The following is a 2,455-nucleotide window of genomic DNA, read 5'->3' on the forward strand; positions in this document are numbered from 1 at the left end:
CCCCAACCCCTTTGGGGGGGTTTTGCCAAAAAACGCGGGGGCCCGCCCCGCCCGCCCCCTGCTGACGCGGTTGGCCGCGGGGGGCCGGTTGTTAAGCCCCGGGGCCGCCGTCTTTTTTTGTAGAGGAAGTTGGCGATGCCCTGGATCTACCTGCTGCTTGCGGGCCTGTTTGAGATTGGATTTGCGCTGGGCCTGAAGTCCAGCGAAGGCTTCACCCGGCTCTGGCCGAGCCTGTTCACCGTGGTGTTTGCCGCCATCAGCCTGTGGCTGCTGACCCAGGCGCTGCGCACCATTCCGGTGGGTACCGGCTATGCGATCTGGACCGGCATCGGTGCGGTTGGCGTGGCGATTGCCGGAGTGATCCTGTTCGGCGACAGCGCCAGCTGGCCGCGTCTGCTGTGCATCGGCCTGATCGTCACCGGCGTGATCGGCCTGAAGCTGGTCAGCTGAGGTAGCCAGGGTAGTGCCGAGCCATGCTCGGCAGAGGCCTTATGCAAAGGCCCAGTCATGTAGTGCCGAGCCATGCTCGGCAGAGGCTTTCCCGGTAAGGCCCCAGCCGAGCATGGCTCGGCACTACATCCGGTAGGCCACGGCCTTCATCGCCTTGGATGCCAGTGCCATCACCGACGGGATCGGGAACGGCAGCTTGCGCGCGCCGGCATGTTCGGCGTGCTCGGCGTGGCGGGCTTCATCGAGCTTCATCACCTTGATGATCTCGCGGCTGCGCTGGTCGGCCGGCGGCAGGGTGTGCAGGTGCTCGTCCAGATGTGCTTCCACCTGACGCTCGGTCTCCACCACGAAGCCCAGGTTCCAGCCGTCACCGCGCAGGCCGGCCAGGGTGCCGATGGTGTAGCTGCCGGCATACCAGAGCGGGTTGAACAGGCTGGGGCGGCTGTCCAGTTCGCGTAGGCGGTCCGCGCACCAGCTCAGGTGGTCAGTCTCTTCCTGCGCGGCTTCCAGTAGATGTGCGCGCGTGGCCGGGTCGCGTGCGACCGCTGCCTGGCCGAAATACAGGCCCTGCGCGCAGACCTCGCCGACATGGTTGATGCGCATCAGTCCGGCCGCGTGGCGGACTTCGGCTGGCTCCAGGACGACCTCCGGGGTATCGCCGGCCGGGTTGGGACGGGCGGCCGGCGGGTTGCCGAATACTGTATCCAGGGCGCGCTGGGCTTCGGTCAGCAGGTGGTCCAGTGGCGTGTGTACGCGGGCGGTGATCATGGCGGCGCAGTGCAGTGGGGTATGCCCGATTCTCGCCGTTGGCCCGCGGCCTGCCAAGGCCGGGGCGGGGTGCCCGTTCAGGGGCTGAGTTGCGCCGCGCGCGTGCGGCCAGTACAATCCCGCCTCTTCTGTTTCGCCTTCACAACGCGTGGCAAAGTTCCGGTGGTTCATCTCGCCGAAATCAGCCCGACCTACCTGAGTTCTTTATGAGCACTTTCACTGCAAAGAACGAGACCGTCCAGCGCGACTGGTACCTCGTTGACGCCGCCGGCAAGACGCTGGGCCGTCTCTCCACCGAGCTGGCTCGCCGCCTGCGTGGCAAGCACAAGCCGGTTTACACCCCGCACGTTGACACCGGTGATTACCTGGTCGTCATCAATGCCGACAAGATTGCTGTTACCGGCAAGAAGCTGAAGGACAAGAAGTACCATCGCTTCACCGGCTACATCGGTAACCTGAAGACCGAAACCCTGGAGCAGGCGCTGGAGCGTCACCCGGAGCGCGTCATCGAGACCGCCGTCAAGGGCATGCTGCCGAAGGGCCCGCTGGGTCGTCAGATGTACCGCAAGCTCAAGGTCTATGCAGGCACTGAGCATCCGCACGCAGCACAGCAGCCGCAGGTTCTGGATATCTAATCATGGCTATCACTCAAAACTACGGCACTGGCCGCCGCAAGTCCTCCACCGCCCGCGTGTTCCTGCGCAAGGGCACTGGCAACATCACCGTCAATGGCCGTCCGCTGGACGAGTTCTTTGGCCGTGAGACTGCACGCATGATCGTGCGTCAGCCGCTGGAACTGACCCAGAACACCGAAAGCTTTGACATTCTTGTCACTGCTGCCGGCGGCGGCACCACCGGCCAGGCCGGTGCGATCCGTCTGGGCATCGCCCGTGCGCTGGTCGAATACGACGAAACCCTGAAGTCCGAGCTGCGCAAGGCTGGCTTCATGACCCGTGACGCCCGTGAAGTCGAGCGTAAGAAGGTCGGCCTGCACAAGGCACGTCGCGCCACCCAGTTCTCCAAGCGTTAATCGCTTCGGGGTGGGATTCTTCGGAATCCCACTGGGAAAGCAAAAGCCCGGCTTCGGCCGGGCTTTTGTCGTTTTGGGGTTGGGAATTGGGTTGGGGATTGGTGATTCGCCAAGGCCAGAGCCAAAGCCAGAGCCAAAGCCAAAGCCAAAGCCAAAGCCAAAGCCAAAGCACCCCTCCCCAGCCCTCCCCGGCCCTCCCCTATGCTG

The 2,455-nt window shown here is 64.4% G+C and carries 4 protein-coding genes; 3 read left to right on the plus strand and 1 reads right to left on the minus strand.

What is annotated here, in order from left to right; translation table 11 throughout:
- Positions 1–135 precede the first annotated feature (135 nt).
- On the plus strand, positions 136–450 hold the full coding sequence (locus ACVOMF_RS20805; protein ID WP_481510963.1) for a DMT family transporter: 315 nt from the start codon (positions 136–138) through the stop codon (positions 448–450).
- Positions 451–573: 123 nt separating this feature from the next.
- Here ACVOMF_RS20805 and coq7 read toward each other — a convergent pair whose 3' ends face one another.
- Positions 574–1,218: a 2-polyprenyl-3-methyl-6-methoxy-1,4-benzoquinone monooxygenase gene (gene coq7, locus ACVOMF_RS20810; RefSeq protein WP_481510964.1), complete on the minus strand. Its 645-nt coding sequence runs from the start codon at positions 1,216–1,218 to the stop codon at positions 574–576.
- Positions 1,219–1,424: 206 nt separating this feature from the next.
- On the opposite strand from coq7, the gene rplM reads away from it, so the two are divergent.
- Positions 1,425–1,853, plus strand: a complete 429-nt coding sequence (gene rplM / locus ACVOMF_RS20815) for a 50S ribosomal protein L13 (RefSeq protein WP_282273385.1) — start codon at positions 1,425–1,427, stop codon at positions 1,851–1,853.
- 2 nt (positions 1,854–1,855) lie between these two features.
- Complete coding sequence (rpsI, locus tag ACVOMF_RS20820; RefSeq protein WP_057626426.1) at positions 1,856–2,248, plus strand: 30S ribosomal protein S9; 393 nt, start codon at positions 1,856–1,858, stop codon at positions 2,246–2,248.
- The last annotated feature ends 207 nt before the right edge of the window (positions 2,249–2,455 follow it).

Source organism: Stenotrophomonas sp. STEN022, from assembly GCF_056760155.1.